At 62.4% G+C, this 17,596-nt stretch carries 16 protein-coding genes; 7 read left to right on the top strand and 9 right to left on the bottom strand.

Annotation, left to right across the window (positions count from 1 at the left end):
* Positions 1-51: 51 nt before the first annotated feature.
* The 5 genes from PSV05_RS05945 to PSV05_RS05925 all read left to right on the top strand — a co-directional run bounded on the left by PSV05_RS05945 (position 52) and on the right by PSV05_RS05925 (position 3,763).
* The gene (locus PSV05_RS05945) at positions 52-666 is read left to right on the top strand and encodes a sigma-70 family RNA polymerase sigma factor (protein WP_300062929.1); all 615 of its coding nucleotides are present in this window, start codon (positions 52-54) and stop codon (positions 664-666) included.
* Entirely contained in the window at positions 659-1,339 is a 681-nt protein-coding gene (locus tag PSV05_RS05940) for an NrsF family protein (RefSeq protein ID WP_300062926.1), read from the top strand. The genes PSV05_RS05945 and PSV05_RS05940 overlap by 8 nt, the downstream gene beginning before the upstream one ends.
* Before the next feature lie 189 nt (positions 1,340-1,528).
* Positions 1,529-2,026, top strand: coding sequence for a hypothetical protein (locus PSV05_RS05935; protein WP_300062923.1), 498 nt, complete (start codon positions 1,529-1,531; stop codon positions 2,024-2,026).
* Between the two features lie 19 nt (positions 2,027-2,045).
* Positions 2,046-2,960 (top strand): DUF692 domain-containing protein, encoded by a 915-nt coding sequence (locus PSV05_RS05930; protein WP_300062920.1) that lies wholly within the window; start codon positions 2,046-2,048, stop codon positions 2,958-2,960.
* Positions 2,957-3,763, top strand: a complete 807-nt coding sequence (locus PSV05_RS05925) for a DNA-binding domain-containing protein (protein ID WP_300062917.1) — start codon at positions 2,957-2,959, stop codon at positions 3,761-3,763. The genes PSV05_RS05930 and PSV05_RS05925 overlap by 4 nt, the downstream gene beginning before the upstream one ends.
* A 43-nt stretch (positions 3,764-3,806) precedes the next feature.
* Here PSV05_RS05925 and PSV05_RS05920 read toward each other — a convergent pair whose 3' ends face one another.
* The 3 genes from PSV05_RS05920 to PSV05_RS05910 all read right to left on the bottom strand — a co-directional run bounded on the left by PSV05_RS05920 (position 3,807) and on the right by PSV05_RS05910 (position 6,921).
* Positions 3,807-4,892: a S41 family peptidase gene (locus PSV05_RS05920; protein WP_300062914.1), complete on the bottom strand. Its 1,086-nt coding sequence runs from the start codon at positions 4,890-4,892 to the stop codon at positions 3,807-3,809.
* A gap of 83 nt (positions 4,893-4,975) precedes the next feature.
* Positions 4,976-6,535, bottom strand: coding sequence for a M56 family metallopeptidase (locus PSV05_RS05915; RefSeq protein ID WP_300062911.1), 1,560 nt, complete (start codon positions 6,533-6,535; stop codon positions 4,976-4,978).
* Positions 6,535-6,921, bottom strand: coding sequence for a BlaI/MecI/CopY family transcriptional regulator (locus PSV05_RS05910; protein ID WP_300062908.1), 387 nt, complete (start codon positions 6,919-6,921; stop codon positions 6,535-6,537). Before PSV05_RS05910 ends, PSV05_RS05915 begins: the two co-directional genes overlap by 1 nt.
* 246 nt (positions 6,922-7,167) lie before the next feature.
* Here PSV05_RS05910 and aceE point away from each other — a divergent pair, with 246 nt between their 5' ends.
* Positions 7,168-9,858, top strand: a complete 2,691-nt coding sequence (gene aceE / locus PSV05_RS05905; RefSeq protein ID WP_300062905.1) for a pyruvate dehydrogenase (acetyl-transferring), homodimeric type — start codon at positions 7,168-7,170, stop codon at positions 9,856-9,858.
* A 113-nt stretch (positions 9,859-9,971) separates the two neighbouring features.
* Here aceE and PSV05_RS05900 read toward each other — a convergent pair whose 3' ends face one another.
* Positions 9,972-11,096, bottom strand: coding sequence for a helix-turn-helix transcriptional regulator (locus PSV05_RS05900; protein ID WP_300062902.1), 1,125 nt, complete (start codon positions 11,094-11,096; stop codon positions 9,972-9,974).
* A 156-nt stretch (positions 11,097-11,252) separates the two neighbouring features.
* Between PSV05_RS05900 and PSV05_RS05895 the strand changes: the two genes are divergently transcribed.
* A complete protein-coding gene (locus PSV05_RS05895; RefSeq protein ID WP_300062899.1) occupies positions 11,253-12,059 on the top strand; it encodes a DUF2306 domain-containing protein in 807 nt (268 codons plus the stop codon).
* A gap of 22 nt (positions 12,060-12,081) precedes the next feature.
* On the opposite strand, the gene PSV05_RS05890 is transcribed toward PSV05_RS05895, so the two are convergent.
* The 5 genes from PSV05_RS05890 to PSV05_RS05870 form a co-directional block, all read right to left on the bottom strand.
* A complete protein-coding gene (locus PSV05_RS05890; protein WP_300062896.1) occupies positions 12,082-13,026 on the bottom strand; it encodes an HNH endonuclease in 945 nt (314 codons plus the stop codon).
* 54 nt (positions 13,027-13,080) lie between these two features.
* Complete coding sequence (locus PSV05_RS05885; protein WP_300062893.1) at positions 13,081-13,998, bottom strand: alpha/beta hydrolase; 918 nt, start codon at positions 13,996-13,998, stop codon at positions 13,081-13,083.
* 116 nt (positions 13,999-14,114) lie between these two features.
* A complete protein-coding gene (locus PSV05_RS05880; protein WP_300062890.1) occupies positions 14,115-14,894 on the bottom strand; it encodes a hypothetical protein in 780 nt (259 codons plus the stop codon).
* An 85-nt stretch (positions 14,895-14,979) separates the two neighbouring features.
* Positions 14,980-16,191, bottom strand: a complete 1,212-nt coding sequence (locus PSV05_RS05875; RefSeq protein WP_300062888.1) for a hypothetical protein — start codon at positions 16,189-16,191, stop codon at positions 14,980-14,982.
* 48 nt (positions 16,192-16,239) lie between these two features.
* Positions 16,240-17,541, bottom strand: coding sequence for a serine hydrolase domain-containing protein (locus PSV05_RS05870; protein ID WP_300062885.1), 1,302 nt, complete (start codon positions 17,539-17,541; stop codon positions 16,240-16,242).
* Between the last annotated feature and the right edge of the window lie 55 nt (positions 17,542-17,596).

Genomic DNA, 17,596 nt, shown 5'->3' with positions numbered 1-17,596 from the left:
ATGATGGCCGTCATCCTACCGTTCACGAGGAACGCGGTTTCCGCGACCAGCATGGCTCAACCCGCACAGCAGCAAGCGCCTGCCGCCACTGATCGCGCCGCGGATGATGCGCGCTGGGCGGCGCTGATGCTGAGTGCGCAGGACGGCGACAAGGACGCGTACCGCATCCTGCTGCAATCCATCGCGCCCTATGTGCGGGCCATCGCACGCCGCTACCTGGGCCACGGCGAGGATGCGGAAGACGCGGTGCAGGAGGTCTTGATGGTGGTGCATGGCATCCGCCACACCTTCGAGCGCGGCCGCCCGTTCAAGCCCTGGCTGGGCACGATTGCCTCGCGCCGCTGCATCGACCTGCTGCGTCGCCGCGCGCATCGCGCGCAGCATGAAATGGCCGATGTAGTCGATGTCGACTACCACGCGCATGGCGGTCCAGGTCCCGAGGAAACCCTTGCACGCGAACACCAAGCACGCCGCGTGCGCAGCGCGGTCGACGAATTGCCCACACGCCAGCGCGATGCGATTTCGATGCTGCGCCTGCAGGAACTCTCGCTCAATGAAGCCTCTGAACAAAGCAGGCAAACCGTTGGCTCGCTGAAAGTCGCCTGCCACCGCGCCATCGGCTCGCTGCAGCGCGCGCTGACCGGAAAGGATCCATCCCATGACTGACATGAATACTGATACCGATCGATTGATCGACCAACTCTCCGCCCGTGCATTGCCGGTGCGACGGATGTCCTCGCCACTTTTTCGCACACTGGCATGGCTGGCATTGGCGTTGCTGGTAGTAGCCATCATTGTTTCCAACTTCGACGTGGGTGCCGGTTGGACGCGGGTGATGGCCTCGCCGGATGCCACCGTCGAATGGTCGTTGAGCCTGCTGACCGGCGTGCTTGCCAGCTATGCGGTGTTCCAGGTCAGCGTGCCCGGGCGTAGCCCGCGCTGGGCATGGCTGCCGGTGCCTGCAGCGGTGTTGTGGATCGCCGGTTTGGGATTGGGGTGCATGCACGAGTTTGCGCGCGAGGGCAGCGCCGCACTCACCTTCCACGAAGGTCCGATGGAATGCTTTCGCGCGATCACCATGACCAGTATCCCGCTGGGACTGGTGTTGCTGTTGATGGTTCGCCATGCCGGTGTGGTGCGGCCCGGTTCGACCGCATTGCTGGTAATGCTCAGTGCCGCGACGTTGTCGTCCAGCGCAGTCAGCCTGATCCATCACGGTGGTGAGTCGTCTCTGATGGTGTTGCTCTGGCATGTCGGCGCGGTGCTGCTGCTTTCGCTTCTGAGCCTGTTGTTCTCGCGCCGGATGTTCGCGTGGATCGGATATTCGCGCCGGGTCTGACGCCCCGGGATACCGCAACAAAATTTTTCGGTCCAACTGTAACTATTTTCCGCAACCGCACGTACAACACAAAGCAGGCGCGGCATGATCCATCGCCGGCATGCCGCATCAACCCGCATCAACCGCGCTTGCTTCACGCCGTTCCCGCATCCGGACTGCCCGGCTGCCTATCCCACTCGAGGAAATCCCATGAACGCTCATACCATTGCTGCGCAGAGCTCCACTGCACTGACCGGCGCTACCCTTGCCATGCTTGCGGCTGGCCTTGCGCTGAGCACGCCCGCCAATGCTGCTGGCGGCAAGGACAAGTCAATGGCCAAGGCAGCGGTCGATCAAGTTGCGCTGGTGCATTGTTCCGGCGTGAACCAATGCAAGGGCCACAACGATTGCAAGACCGCCGCCAATGCCTGCAAGGGCCAGGGCAGCTGCAAGGGCCAGGGTTTCGTGGGCGCCACCGCAGCCGCGTGTGGCGATGTCGGCGGCAAGGTGATCGATGCCGGTAGCAGCATGAAGGTTGCCGCATCCAGCCAGATCCAGTGCTTCGGGATCAACCAGTGCAAAGGTCACAACGATTGCCACACTGCCAACAACGCCTGCAAGGGCCAGGGCAGCTGCAAGGGCCAGGGCTTCGTGATGTTGCCGGCGGCTAGCTGCAGCAACATCGGCGGCAGCACCAGCGCGGGTTGATCCTGGTTCGCTGGCACGCATGCACATGCAATACGGCCTGCTCTCCCCCAAGACTGCACAGGGACCGTCCGCCGGGCCCACCTCCTGCGAGCATGCGCCGAAGGTGAGGCCTTGGTTGGGTTTCGGGCTTGGTTTGCGCACCCAGTATTTCGATGAGGTGTTGGCGAACGCTCCGAATGTTGATTGGTTCGAAGTCACTTCGGAAAATTTCATGGTGGCCGGCGGCAAGCCACGCCACTACCTGCATCGCATCCGCGAACGCTGGCCGGTAGTGATGCATGGCGTGTCGCTGTCGATCGGCAGCACCGATCCGCTGGACATGGATTACCTGCGCGGGCTGCGTGAGCTTGCGCGCGAGATCCAGCCGGCGTGGGTTTCCGATCACCTGTGCTGGACTGGCGTGGACGGCATCAACAGCCACGACCTGTTGCCCTTGCCTTATGACGAAGCCGCGATCGCGCATGTGGTCTCGCGCGTGCAGCAGGTGCAGGAGTTCCTTGGTCGCGAAATCCTGCTGGAAAACCTCAGCAGCTATGTCGAATTCCGCCAGTCACGGATGCCCGAATGGGACTTCGTCGCCGAAGTCGCGCGTCGCGCTGGCAGCCGCATCCTGCTGGACGTCAACAACATCCAGGTCAGTGCGCGCAACCAGGGTTTCGACCCGAATACCTACCTCGATGGCATTCCCGCCGATCGGGTCTGGCAGATCCATCTGGCTGGGCACAGCGACTATGGCGACTACTGCATCGACACCCACGATCACGACGTGCCAAGCGAAGTCTGGGCGCTGTACGAACGCGCGATCCGCAAGTTCGGCCCGATCAGCACCATGATCGAGCGCGACGATCATTTTCCGCCGCTGCAGGAATTGCTCGGCGAACTCGACCAGGCCCGCGTCACTTTCGCGCGTGCCAGTGTTGCCCACGCCACATGAGCGTCATCGACCTCGACCTGGCGCAGTTGCAACGCCAGTTCATCGCGCACTTGCGCGGCAATACGGATAAAGACCTGGAACAGGCGGTCGATGTCGGTCGCCTGCCTGCAGCAACCGGGCTACGCATCTACGCGAATGCCTACGGCGCGCGCCTGCGCGAAGCACTCGAGAACGATCACCCTGTTCTCGGGGCATACCTGGGTGACGAGCTCTGGGAAGCGCTGTGCAAGGGCTATATCAATGCACATCCATCGCGCGTGCGCTCGCTGCGCGACTTCGGCAATGCGCTGCCAGCATTCCTTGCCGAAACCGAACAGTTCCGCAGGCATCCGCAACTGGCCGAGTTGGCCCGCTTCGAACGCCTGCTGCTGGACAGTTTCGATGCCGCCGATGATCCGCGCGCCAACTGGACACAACTGCAGGTGATACCGCCCGAACAGTGGCCTGCAATGCGTGTGCGCTTGCATCGCAGCGTGCGCGTGCATCGTGCGCGACATGGAAGCGTGGCGATCTGGCAGGCGATCAAGGCCGATCAGGATCCGCCTGCATATGCAGGCATCGAAGACGCCGTCGATTGGGTGCTGTGGCGCGATGAAGACGGTGTCGGCCGCTTCCGTTCGTTGGAGCACGACAGCTCAGCCGCATTCGATTGCTGCCGGCACAGCGGCAGCTTCGCCGAACTGTGCGAACTGATGGCGATCACCCATCCCGTCGAAGGCGTGCCAGCGCGCGTGCTCGGCTACCTGCAGGACTGGTGCGCTGCGGGATTGATTGCAGCATGGAACACGCGTCCAGAGGCTTGACGCGACGCCACCGGATTTTCAAGCCCGGTGGCGGGTTGTCACCTCATTGGCGCTTTGTATACACCGGCACCGCAACCACGCCTGCTTCGACGTCCTTGAGGATGTCCTGCAGCTGATTCTTCTCATCCGGGTCCTTCGCCGCGGCAATGAGATCGCGCAGGATTGCCGCATGCGCGACTTTCTGTGCATCGGCAGCTGGCACTGCAATGTCCGGGATGACGCCAACGTGCTCCCAATTGGTCTTGGTGATCGGGTTGATGGCGCGACCATTCGGGATGAACGCGGCGTAGCCCTTGCTGATGGCGTAGCCGTCGCCGGGATTGGCGCCACCACCAGTTGTTTCGCCGACGATCTTGGCGCGCTTCTGGGTCTGGAAGTCATACGCGCACTCTTCGCCACCGGAGAACGTGCGTCCCGATGTCAGCACATACACCGGGCGGGTGTAGCGCGGGCCAACCGCGGCGCTTGTCCAGTACTGGTGGGTGGTGTCTCCGACCCGGAAGTACAGGTCGTTGAGATGGCGCTCATCGCCGGCTGAGAAGAAGTGGCTCATCAGGTAGGCCACGGTTTCGGGCTCGCCACCGCCGTTGCGGCGCAGGTCCAGGATCAGCGCATCGGTGCCCGAAAGCATCGTCATCGCACCCGAGATCGCCGCTGCGACTATCTGCGTGGGGCCGAACGCTCGCAGTTCCAGGTAGCCGACGTTGCCGGGCAGGCGTTTGACGCTATCGATGCCGAAGCCGTGGCTGGAAATTTCCCGGCGCATGACCTGCAACGTCTCGGCATCAGGCACCGCATCGGGCGGCGAAGCGCGAAAATCAGGGTCGTAGCCGACGGCGAAATGGTCATCCTTGCCGAGCATGCGCAGGTCTTTCGTCAACGCATCGGCGAAGGTGCTGCTGTCCGTCGCCTGCGAGTAACCGCCGCTGTTTTCCTTGGCGGCAAGCGCGGTGGCCAGTTGCGCAGCGACATCGGGAAATACGTAGTTGGTGTTGAGTTGCGAGGACAACTCGGCAATCACCGCCTTGCGCGTGGTGGCGTCGACCGGAACGGGTTTGGGATCATGCTGGGCGAACGCGGGCGTCACGCACAGGGTGAGGGCGAGGGTAAGCAGGTAGCGCTTGAACATGGGCATTCCTTTTGAAGCGGCAGCGCCGCGGTTGGCTCACTGTGGATGTCTACTAAAGAGTTAGTACTAGAACTCAAAAAAACTCAGCGCACGGCACTTTCGAAGTCCACGCGATCCATCGACCACTCGCCTTCGGTCAGCTGCGCATTCACGTGCACATCGGCCTGGCCTTTCGGGCCGCGGAGCTTGAACGTGACATTCGCATCGCCATCGGGCCGCGCACCGTTGCCGATTTCGATACTGCCTTTCACGTCTTTCGACGCAAGCACGGCAGGGCTGCCCAACTTCGCCATCACGCTTTGATCAGCGACGACGCGTTGCATGAGGATCTTGAACATCGCCAGATCATGGATGTCCGGCGGCGGGGGCGGCATCGGCAGTGCGCCCAGGGACGGTGGCGGTGCGGGCGGCGGAGGCGGAGGCGGCGGCGGCATGTTCAAGCGCAGGGTCTCGGCGATCCAGCGCTGTGTATCCGCAGTCACGGGCGTCGGCTTGCCTTCGACCTCGAGGGTCTCGGTCACCTTGCCGTCCTTGCCTACTGACACGGTGTAGTGACGCCAACCGTCCTTGGCGTATGCGGAGATCTCGCGGGTGTCGCCCGGGCCAAGCACTCCGTCGGTGGTGGTGCTGATGTGGATGCCCTGGCGTCCCTGTTTGGCCAGCCCGAGCTGGGTGACCAGCAACACGCCTGAGACCACCAGTGCGCCGGTGCCGATGGCCGCACCCCAGCGCGCACGCGCAGGTGGTGCCGCCAACAATCGGGTGATGCGTTTCATGAGTGAGCCTCCTTGGGCTGCAAGTACAAGTTGTGGGGGAATATGCCGTTGCCGCTCGAGTTGCTCGAGGGCTTCGGCGAGTGCGATGGCGTCCCCACAAACTGCCACCGCCCGATCGTCGCAAGCGTGCTCGCGTTCCTGCCGGATACGCCGACCCAGCCACCACGCTGCGGGGTGGAAGAACAACAGCGATTCCATCACGCATTGCAGGCCATTCCAGAGCCAGTCCAGGCGTGCGATATGCGCCAGCTCATGAGCCAGCAGCGCTTCCAACTGCTCACGCGGCAGCTGTGTCAGCAGCGACAGCGGCAACCAGATCACCGGCCACAGCAGGCGCGCGGTGAAGGGACCAACGAGTTCGTGCGACAGCCGCACCGCAACGCGCCGGGTGATACCCATCGCATCGCGCAAAACCTCGAAGCGCTGCTGCCAGTCCTGTGGCAAGCAGGAGAAATTATGGCGATCCAGGTTGGCCACCAGCCGCCAGCCGGCGAAGCGCCGTAGCAGCATTACGCCGACGCCGCACAACCACAGCAGCGCGAGCACGGCCGGTACCAAGTCGGATTGCTGCACGAATTGCCCGGTGGCGGCATCCAGTTCCGGCGGCGTCAGTGCGGGTAACCAGCCAGTTGCCTGTGCAGCCGCAGGTGCATGCAGTAAGCGCAGGAACGTGGCGAAGGGCACCAACACCATGGCGGTCAACACGCCCATCGCTACGCTATGTCGCGTTGCGGCGTCGCGTTGCGACAATGCGTCCAGCGCAATCACCGCAATGAGCGCCAGCAGCGTGTCCTGCCACAGCGAATGCAGCAGGGCCGTCACCAGCGCGGGCGCGAGTCGCCAAGGCAGCAGCGCGACCACGTCCATCAGCGTTTCCGCTTCGCCTTGGCTTGGGCGATGAGCTTCGAGATCTGGTCGAGCTCTTCGAGGCTGGCTGTGTCGTCGTCGAGCGCACGCTGCACCAATGTCATCGCCGACCCCGAGAACGCCCGCCGAACCAGGTCCTTCACCAACGAACGCTGCACGACGGGCTCTGCGTCCACGGCCAGGTAGGTGTGGCTGCGCTCGGATTCATCGCGGCGGAGCAGGCCCTTGTCGGCCATGATCGTCAACATCTTCAGCACTGTGGTGTAGGCGGTGTCCTTGTGCTTCGATAACTCGGCGTGCACTTCGCGCACGGTCATGGCTGTCTTGCGCGGCCACAGCACGCGCAGGATCGCCAGTTCGCCTTCGGTGGGATTGGGAGTGGGCATGCGTCTCGGCAGGAAGAGGATGTACGGCTATCTTAGTACTAAATAATTAGTAGACGCAACATGATTCATGAAACCGGTTGTCATAGGCTTGCAGGGATTTCTGATCTGTCGGGGAGCTGGACTGTCGTTGCAGTTGAATAATTACATACGGGTAAAAACTCATTTACCCCGCAGCGCGCCATGGAAACTGGCCGGACGCTTGCTAGACTCAGGGTCCTGACGATCCCCGCCTGACCCGGAGCGCACATGAATTGGCTCAACGAGATACTGCAGAACGATCCAGATCCGACCGAGTCGCGGGAGTGGATCGAATCGATCAAGGCGGTCATCGATCATGACGGCGCGGATCGCGCGCACCAGCTTCTGGAAGGCATGGTCGAACTGACCCGCCGCGCCGGCGCCAACCTGCCATTCGCGCCCACCACCGAATACATCAACACCATTCCCAGTCACCTGGAGCCGAAGCTGCCGGGCGATGCACACCTGGAATGGCGGATCCGTTCGATGATCCGCTGGAATGCGATGGCGATGGTGGTGCGTGCCAACCGCAAGCCGGGCGACCTGGGCGGCCACATCGCCAGCTTCGCCTCGTCGGCAACGCTGTACGACGTCGGCTTCAATCACTTCTGGCGCGCACCCAGCGCGGATCACCCGGGTGATTTGCTGTACCTGCAGGGCCACAGTTCACCGGGCATCTACGCACGTGCGTTCATGGAAGGCCGCATCAGCGAATCCCAGCTCGACAACTTCCGCATGGAAGTCGATGGTCGCGGCATCAGCAGCTATCCGCACCCGTGGCTGATGCCGGACTTCTGGCAGACCCCGACCGTCAGCATGGGCCTTGGCCCGCTGGCCGCGATCTACCAGGCGCGCAGCTGGAAGTACCTGGAAGCGCGCGGGCTGATGCCGAAGACTGACCGCAAGGTGTGGTGCTTTCTCGGCGACGGTGAGACCGACGAGCCGGAAAGCCTTGGCGCGATTGGCGTGGCCGGCCGCGAAGGTCTCGATAATCTGATTTTCGTCGTCAACTGCAACCTGCAGCGCCTGGATGGCCCGGTGCGCGGTAACGGCAAGATCATCCAGGAGTTGGAAGCCGCGTTCCGGGGCCACGGCTGGAACGTGATCAAGACGATCTGGGGCAGCTACTGGGATCCGTTGCTGGCCAAGGACACGCATGGCGTCCTGAAAAAAATCATGATGGATACCGTCGACGGCGAGTACCAGAACTGCAAGGCGTTCGGTGGCGCGTATACCCGTGAACATTTCTTCGGCAAACACCCCGAAGCCCTGGCCATGGTCGCCAACCTCAGCGACGACGACATCTGGCGCCTGAACCGTGGTGGCCATGACCCGCACAAGGTGTATGCAGCGTACGACGCGGCGGTGAAAACCGAGGGCTTGCCCACCGTGATCCTGGCCAAGACGGTCAAGGGTTATGGCATGGGCGCGGCGGGTGAGGCGCTCAACCCGACCCACCAGACCAAGAAGCTGGACGATGCCGCGGTGCGCGCATTCCGCGACCGCTTCAAGCTGGAAATCGACGACGACCAGTTCAAGGACGGCGCCGTGCCGTTCTTCCGCCCGGACGAAAAGTCGCCCGAACTCGAATACATGCGTGAACGCCGCGCACAGCTCGGCGGCTATTTGCCGCAGCGCCGGCGCAAGGCCACGCAGCAACTCGAAGTGCCGCCGCTTGCGACGTTCGAGCGCCTGCTCAAGTCCAGCGGCGAGCGTGAGAACAGCACCACCATGGCATTCGTGCAGATGTTGAACATCATCCTGCGCGACAAGACGATCGGCCCGCGCTGCGTGCCGATTGTTGCTGATGAGGCGCGCACCTTCGGCATGGAAGGCATGTTCCGCCAGTTGGGCATCTATGCGCCGCAGGGCCAGAAGTACAAGCCAGTGGATGCCGACCAGCTGATGTTCTACCGTGAAGACGCGGCCGGGCAGGTGCTGGAGGAAGGCATCACCGAAGCCGGTGCGTTCTCGTCATGGCTGGCGCTGGCGACCAGCTACAGCACCAATGACCTGGCGATGCTGCCGTTCTATATCTACTACTCGATGTTCGGTTTCCAGCGCGTCGGCGACTCCGCCTGGCAGGCAGGCGACATGCGCGCGCGCGGCTTCATGCTCGGTGCCACCGCCGGCCGCACCACGCTCAATGGCGAAGGCTTGCAGCACGAAGACGGGCAGTCGCAGGTGCAGGCCAGTTTCATCCCCAACGTGCGCAGCTTTGATCCCACCTTCGCATACGAAGTCGTGACCATCGTGCAATACGGCATGCAGCGGATGCTGGCCGAACAGCGCGACGAGTATTTCTACATCACGCTGATGAATGAAAATTACACCCACCCGGAGATGCCGGAAGGCAGCGCCGAGGGCATCATCAAGGGCATGTATCTGCTCAAGGACGGTGGCAAGCCGAAGAAGGGCGAACTGCGCGTGCAACTGTTGGGCAGCGGCACGATCCTGCGCGAAGTAATTGCCGCTGCCGACCTGCTGGATGCCGACTTCGGCATCAAGTCGGATTTGTGGTCCTGCCCGAGCTTCGTCGAGCTGTCCCGCGATGGCGTGGATGCCGAACGCTGGAACAGGTTCCACCCCGAAGCCAAGACCCCGCGCAAGCCTTGGGTAACCGCGCTGCTGGAAGGCCGCCAGGGTCCTGCGATTGCAGCCACCGACTACGTGCGCCACCACGCCAACCAGATCCGCGAATACGTGCCGATGCGCTACAGCGTATTGGGCACCGATGGCTTCGGCCGCAGCGACACCCGTGCCAACCTGCGCCGTTTCTTCGAGGTCGACCGCTACTACGTCGCCCACGCCGCCGTAGCCGCGCTGGCCGCCGACGGCAAGATGACCGCCAAAGACGTGGCCCGCGCGATCAAGCTGTACAAGATCGATGCGGAGAAGCCGAATCCGATTGGGGTGTGATCGCTTTGCTCCCTCTCCCGCTAGCGGGAGAGGGCTGGGGTGAGGGCGCTCTTGTACAGAAAAGGCGGCCACTGGCCGCCTTCGTCATGAGTACCGCTTGAAAACACCGGCCGTCAGGACCGACCAACACCCACGCACGTGGCATGCATCGCCACCGACACCTGCCGCGCCGCACGGAACTCACCGGGCGGACACCCGGTCGCTGTCTTGAACGCGCGATGGAACGCACCCAGCGATCCAAAACCACTTTCCAGCCCGATCACCAGCGTCGACCACGCATCACAGTCCGGATTGGCCAGCAGCGCCTGCGCGTGCTCCAGCCGAAACGCATTCACGTACTGGCTGATGTTGCGATGTTCAAGCACGTCGTGGATGGCGCGGCTGATCCGGTATTCGCTCACATCCAGCGCCTGCGCCAGGTGGCTGAGTTTGAGCTCCGGCTGCAGGAACGGTTGTTGCGTGCGCATGTGCTGTTCTAGTTCACGAGCGAGCGCGGCGTCCTCATCGCGGATGACCGCATCACTGGTCGTGTCGATGCATGGCACGTCGATGACGCCCAGTCGCGATGTCGCCTCCGCTTCGCACGATGCATCTGCATCGACGTGCACATGACCTTCCAGCGGATGCCGCATTCGCCAGGCCACCAAACCTTGCATCACGAAAACAATGGTTGCGGCCGCTGCAGCAGCGCCTAGCGCACCCGCGCCGCTGGACGGACCGAGCAAGATCGGCAGCAACAGTGCGATGCCGACACAGCCGCCATAGGTCACCATGAACACAGCGCGCATCACGCGTTCCATGCCACGCTGGCTAGACCAGCCACGTAAGCCTTCCCAGAACGCCAGCACCAGGGTGGTCGAACTGAGCAGGCTGAGCACTTCATCCAGGGCCTGCGCAAGCGGCGTATGCATGCCGAACTGGGACAGGATGATCAGCACCCCCGCCAGTCCGACAAATCCCATGTGCGATGCCCTGAACGGCCGGCCCTCGCGGAACAGCGCACGCGCAACCAGCCAGAAGCCATTGCAAGTGAAGCAGGCGCCAACACCGAACAGCACGTACCACGTCCCCGCATCAGGACCGACCAGCCCGCGCGCCATGAACATCGCGATCGAACCACAGAACAGCGCCCACACGATGTTGAGCGGGCGGCGCGGCCGGTTGGCCAGCGCGAGTACCAGCCACAGCAGCGACAGGCACAGGGCAGTGGCCTGCAAGACTGGAGTCGAGACATTCATAAGGCAATCACGCGTGCGGAAGCAGCTCCATCATGCTGCCGTAGCGCAGCGGGCGCCCCGTCCAAAAGTCACGAGTGGTTGCCGGAATCGGAATCCGGCAGGACGAACGGCGCGCACTCACGCATCGTCGGGGCTCCCCAAAACGGAAGTCTCCGCATGGCCTCGACTATCTCCACGCCGCAAGCAAGCACGCGCCTGCTGCCCTGGTCCGCACGTGCCTGGTTCCTTGCTGCATTGGCCGGCCAATGGCTGTTCGCCACCTACATCGCCTGGACGCTGGTACGCCCGCTGATGGGCGCCGATGCGGCCAGCGTGGACGGCACGCGCCTGATCACCGGCTACATTCAAGGCGACACCGCGGGCAACGCGATGTTGCTGGGGCATGTGTTGGCCGCGGCCATCATCAATCTGGTGGGCTTGTTGCAACTGGTGCCGGCAATACGCCGGAGCTATCCGTCCTGGCATCGCTGGGCAGGCCGCACGTTCATGGTGTTGTCCCTGCTGGCCGCGATCAGTGGCTTCTACATGGTCTGGGTGCGCGGCTCACGCCTGAGCGATGTGTCCGCAGCCGCGATCACCTTGAACGGCGTCCTGATCCTGCTGGCCGTGACCATGGCATGGCGACTGGCAATGCAGCGCCGTTTCGCCGAACACCGGCGCTGGGCGATCCGCGCCTTCCTGCTGGTCAGCGGTGTGTGGACATTGCGGCTGGGCCTGATGGCCTGGGTGATCATCAACCAGGGCCCGAACGGCAACACCGAGCGGCTGGATGGCACGTTCGATTCGATCTGGGTATTCGGTTGCTATCTGATCCCGCTGGCTATCGCCGAGCTGTACTTCCGTGCCGAGAAGGGCGGGCGGGCGATGCAGTTCACCGCAGCGGGTGTGCTGGCGTTGAGTGCTGCATTCACGCTTCTAGGTACGTTTGGGGCGTTCACGTTTATGTGGTTGCCGCATTTTTGAAATTGACAGTTGCCATTTTTTTCTATGCCGCTTTCGCCGCAAAGGCTGTCCTGTGATGATTTAAGAATATTGATTGTTCGGGTCGGAATGCTTCGACTTTAGTTTTCTTCGAAATTGACCATCGGTTAAGTACATCATCACTCAATGATCGATGTACAAGCATCTGCCCATCATTCTCAAAAGAAATCAAACGATCATCGAAGAGTGCATCGATATGCGGGGACAGCATGATGCCGTTGAAGCCGCTAATGCGTTCGGCATTAGTTGAGTCGCGCCAAGGCTTGATGTGACTTGCAATCAGTAGGCGGGAATCCTGAACACCTGTCACCCTGCAATGAGGATCAACCAACATTACGCATTTGCGAAAGAGTCCTTGGCCGATGCGAGCTTTTGAAAGTTGGAGTCGTTGTGTTTCCAGGAGGGTCCTGTCGACGTCGATTGCGTGCAAATCATCCAGGACCTCAGTCCTTGGTTCAGGCTCGGCGACGAATGACTGGGATGAGAATTCTGGCCTAACCTCGACACCCAACAGGGTCAATAAAATATGGCCGAGCGAATCGGATATTCCAGCTAGGTAGCAGCCCTGATTTCCGTGGCCATTGCGCTGAATTGGTGAATATTTAGCTGGTAGGAATGGGCCAATCGACTGAATATGAACCGATGGCCGAAGCGGCCGAGGAGCCGCCGAGAAGTACACGCTAACGAGCCAGCCTTCGTGTGACCAATAGTCACCCACATTGCCGAATTCTGTAGGTTTCGGGCTGGCAGATGCGCCCTCTATAACTTGGCCGATTGCGCCGATGTAGCCATCTGCGTAGGAGAAGACGACGTCTCCAGGACGGACCAGCTTCATGTTTTCGTATGTTTGGTTGAATGCGCCATTGGCATTACGCATGGGCGACCACAAGTAGCCGCCACGGACTTCGTGGTCGCGGGTCTGCTTGTGATTGACCCACCAAAATGCCATTGCTACCCCCTGATTCCAGGATAGCGGTTCTTCGAACCAACTGGCAAAACCGAACTATTTACTTGGAGCCACCACCTCCACCAAAAACCCATCCACCGCCTCCGTATAAGCCGACGGCTTCCCCAACTCCTTGTTGATCTCTCCATGCGAAAGATCCTCGGGCAGCACCGTCATCACCACACCCAAGGTCTTGGCCTTGTCGACCAATGCTTGCCCCTGCGGGCATGAATCGCGACGTTGGCTGGAACACACGATCAGCATCGGCAGGGCGTAGCGGGTGAGCTGGTGGTAGGGCGATGCGGCGGTCCATTGCTTCGGGTCATCGCCGAATGCGAGTTCGTACAGCGGTAGCTTGAAGCGGCGCGCCATCATTGCCGGCACGTCCATCGCGCCGCTCTCCAGCGACACCACGCCGCGCGGGCGTTGTGCGCCGGCTTCGCGCCATAGCTTCGATGAGGCACCGACCAGGGCGACCAGATGTGCGCCGGCGGAGTGGCCCATCAAAACGACGCGCGATGGATCGGCCTGCCATTCGGGCGCGAGTTCTTGCACCTTGGCCAATGCACGGGCGATATCGCGGGCCTGGTCCAGGGGTGCTGTGTCCGGGCGCATGCGGTAGTTGGCGGATACCAGCACATAGCCCTTCGGCAGCCAGTGCGCGGCTTTGTTTTCCACCACGCCAGGGCTGTCCTTGTTGCCGAATGCCCAGCCGCCGCCATGCACCATGAGGATGATGGGTGCGTTGCGTGGTTGCGCGGGTAGGTAGACGTCGAAGCGCTGTCGTGGGTCGCTGCCGTAGGCGATATCGCGCAATGCGCGTGCGCCGGGCGGCAATGGTGCAAGCGTGGCGGCAGGTTGCAGCGAGGCCGTGCGTGCGTTTTCGAGGCGCTGGCGGAAGGTTTGTGCCTCAGCCACCGTGACGGCGAGAACCGCGAGGACGATCAATCCGATGAGCTGCGGGCGCGTTTGCATGTGAACCTCCGGCTGCGTGCTGTGTAGGACGCGGCGCGTCCACCCAGACGGCAACGAAGGTCCAGGTACCCAGGTTGACGTCGCGACAGCTTGGCCTGCACCAACTGCAGCGAGTACTACCCGGCAACCGTATCCACATCACGCTTGCTGATGCTGAGGTAGGTCACCAGCACCACGATCACCACCAGGAACGTCACGCTGGTGCTGGTGGTTCCCAGTCCCAGTCCGCCGTCTGCCCGCGATTGCGACAGCAGGTCGCCGAATGAGGCGCCCAGTGGCCGGGTCAGGATATAGGCCAGCCAGAACGCCCAGACCTCGCTGATCTTGAACACGTAGTAGGCAATCGCAACCGCGGCGATGCCGGCGGCGAAGATCAGGCCAGACACGAGGTAACCCAACGCCCAGCGTTCGCCGACCAGGTCGCCGGCTGCGGTGCCCAGCGCAAAGGTGATCAGGATCGCCGCCCAATAAAACAGTTCGCGCTTGCGCGTAACAATTGTATGGATGGAGAGCGTGCGTTCGCTGGCATACCAGGTCGCGAAGACGGCGATCAAGGTCGCGCCGAAGGCCAGCGTGCTGGTTAGAAGTGCAACCCCGAAATTGTCAGTCAGGTTGTCGGTGATCAGGGTGCCGACGATGCTGATCAGCACCACCGCCACCCAATACAGCCAGGGGATGTAGCGCCGCGCCGCGATCTGGGCTGCAAGTGCGACCACCAGTACGCCGCCCATCAGCAACGATGTGGTGGTCAATCCCAGCTTGACGTTGAATATAAGGAAGTCCGCGCCGGTCTCGCCGACCGTGGTCGCCATCACCTTGATGATCCAGAAGAACAGGGTCACCGCCGGAACTTTGTTGAGTAGAGAGGGCACGGGCGAGGCGATGGACGGGGACATGTCGATCCTGGATGGCGGGCTGGCGGCGATTAGATGCCGTTCCCCGTTACGGCGGTGAGAACCCGGCAACGGGGGCGTTAATCGCTCATCCCTCCGCAGGCACCGCAAACACGACCACCACCAGCGCGATCACGATGCCGACCGCATAGATCGCTGCACGCCACTTGCGGCCCAGCTTCCACGCCGACAACATTGCCTGCAGCGACTGCAGTGCGTAGTAGGCGACGAAGGCCTGGCTGGCGTAGGTGATGATCTGGTAGATGTCGGCCAGCCAGGTGATGGCGATGGCCGCAAGCGCGGTGACGAGGTGGCCGATGTTGACCGGCATGCGCTTGCTGGTGGATTCGGCAATCAGCCCGCCTGCGCCGCTGGTATCGGCGACGGCGGCGGATAGCTGCGAGGCCAGCGCCATGATCACGATCACCGGCATCACCAGCGCGCCAAGCGGAGCAAGCATGTCGATGATCGCGGTTTCGCCGCCTTCCGCCGGCAGGTTGCCGCTGAAGTAGCGCGTGATCAACAGCATGAAGGTGAGGTAGATCGCGGTCGACAGCCATTGCGCCCAGCGCATGGTGCGCACGCGGGTGTTGGCGTCGTAGGCGCTGCCGAGATAGCGCGAGGTTTCGAAGCCCTGCACCAGGATCACCAGCCCCAACAGCATGCGCAGTTCGTGCGTGCCACGGGCATGCTGCAACGCCGGCCAGTCGAACGTGCCGGTATGCATCGCGATCAGCGTGGCCACCAGCAAGGCGGTCAGCAATGCGCCGATCAATGCCAGTTTGATGCTCACCGCGCCCAGTGTCAGGCGCTCCAGTGCATCAAGGCCGCCACGCAAGCCCAGGATGCCAACCGTGGCAATCACTAGAGTAGACACGACGCGGATCCAGAACGGATCAATGATGTCGCCCAGCCGCAGTCCGAACGCGGCGAACAGGTTGAGGTAATAGGCGACCGACACGAAGTAGGCCAGCGACAACGCGATTTCCGATGCGCGCTCAATTCCGGCGACCAGCACGCCGGGGCTGTCGGCGAACTCGGGCTCCACGTGCACGATGTTGTGGCGGATCGCCGAACCGAACAGGTAGGCGATGCTGCACAGGCCAAGCATCGCCAATGCCGCCCATCGACCCGCCGCGTGCGCAAGGATCGGGCCGGCGGCCAGGAAACCCGAGCCAATGATCGAGGCTAGCGGCGTGACCGTGGCCTGCCACAGTTGCGAGCGCAACAGGCGGGGCTGCAGGAACAGGATGGCGAAGCCCAGCGCGGCGATCAGCAGGGCGATATTGGATGCGGTCATGCGGTTCCAGTCTGGGGTGGCGGCGGTCGGCGCGGGGTGAACGACCAGCTACCAGCCCGCGGCGGCCTGCTCTTCGATGGCACTGAACGCCGAATGCGCGCCGCTGGAATCATTCGCCACGCCGGTGGCGAAGTAGGCCACGCCGTTGCCGCGTTCGCGGTCGACCCATAGTCCGCTCAGTAGGCCATACGCATTTCCGCTATGTCCGATGCGTTTGCGGCCATCACCGAACAGGTCGTCGCGGCAGTGTTTGCCATCGCCGCTGGCCAGGTGCTGCATCGCCAGGCCATAGCTGCAGAAGAAGCCGCCGCGGTTGGGTTCGTCGTCTTCGCCGATCTCGCCGTTGCTGCCGTTCCATGTCCACACCGGCGTGGTGAGGATGCGCACCGATGACGGCTTGAGGATTCGCACGCCGTCGAGCGTGCCGTCGTTGAGCAGCAGGCGACCGATCCTGGCGAGGTCGCGCACCGAAATGCGCAGGCCGCCTTGTGGCGAGAACAACGCGCCATTGCTGCCGGGTTTTGAGCGGGCGAGGTCGCAGGCCTCGTGGTCGGCCACGATCACCGGGCAATCCGGTCGCACGCCGTGCAGGTCGTCTTTCTGCGGGGTGCCCTTGTCGTCATACAACACCACTGCGTGCTGGATCGCCTTGTCGCTGCAGCCCGACCAGTTGAAGCAGGCATCCAGCTTCAGCGGTTCCAGGACCAGTCGCCGCATCAGCAGGTCGAAGCGTTCGCCAGTTGCGCGTTCCATCAATTGCGCGACCAGCGGGAAGTTGAGGTTGGTGTAGCGGAAATACATGCCCGGTGCATGCGCGCTGTCCCACGCCTTCGGGTCATTGGTAAGCGTTCGCAATTCACTGCCGAGTGGCACATTCCAGTAGCCGGCGCCATCTGTCAGGCTCGATGTGTGCGACAGCAGCATCCGCAGTGTGATCGCGCGATCCGGGAACGAAGGGTTGCGCAGCGTCCAGCCAAGTTGCTTGGATACATCGGCATCGAGATTCAATTTGCCTTGCTCGACCAGGCGCATCACGCCAATCGTCGTCACCAGTTTGCTGATCGATGCGATCCGTACCGGATCATCTACAGTGATTGTGCGACCAGCGGCGACATCGGCCATGCCTTGAGCCTGCAGTGCATTGACGCCGTCGCGATCAAAGGCGACCCGCATGCGGGCGACGGGTTTGGCGGCGTGGACGGTAATGGTGCAGGACAGGGCCAGCAACAAGACAGCGAATCGGCGCATCGGGTTTTTCCCTTGGGCGAGAATGCCGTGCCGTTGTGCCATTGACGCGCACACATGGCAACCCAGTCCCGGCGTGCGGCCGGGACTGGTGGTGTTGCGCATCGGCTGTCGCCTTGCAGTTGCAATGCGACCGCGCGCAAACTTCATGCTTATTGCG

It is taken from the genome of Thermomonas sp. (assembly GCF_029945965.1).
Lineage (GTDB): Bacteria > Pseudomonadota > Gammaproteobacteria > Xanthomonadales > Xanthomonadaceae > Thermomonas.
Note: the sequence above shows the minus strand (reverse complement) of the source record. Positions and strands in the feature narration are given on the sequence as shown.